1 protein-coding gene is annotated in these 255 nt (G+C 37.3%); it reads right to left on the minus strand.

The window, feature by feature from the left end; all coding sequences use genetic code 11:
• The coding region (locus RVS70_RS23280) for a condensation domain-containing protein (protein WP_321135119.1) at positions 1–255 on the minus strand (255 nt) is incomplete at both ends.

Below are 255 nucleotides of genomic sequence, written 5' to 3' on the forward strand. Positions count from 1 at the left end.
GTCGTATCAGAATATCTTGACTAAGACTAAAGCCTTTTTGCCTATCGGCAACTTCAAACTTTTCCACATAGGCTGTTCTTTCGTTTTCGCTAAGCGTACTAAGGTCTTCATAATGAATCATAGGCTTACGTGTTTTCAAGATGACTTGTTTTGGTGATTGAACATTCTCATGGACGATTACACTTCGTAAAATTTCGTACCGTTCGATTAGTTTTATAAAGCTTTGTTCGAGAATATCAAGATGGACATTCCCCT

It is taken from the genome of Virgibacillus sp. M23, from assembly GCF_034190895.1.
Taxonomy (GTDB): domain Bacteria; phylum Bacillota; class Bacilli; order Bacillales; family Amphibacillaceae; genus Virgibacillus; species Virgibacillus salarius.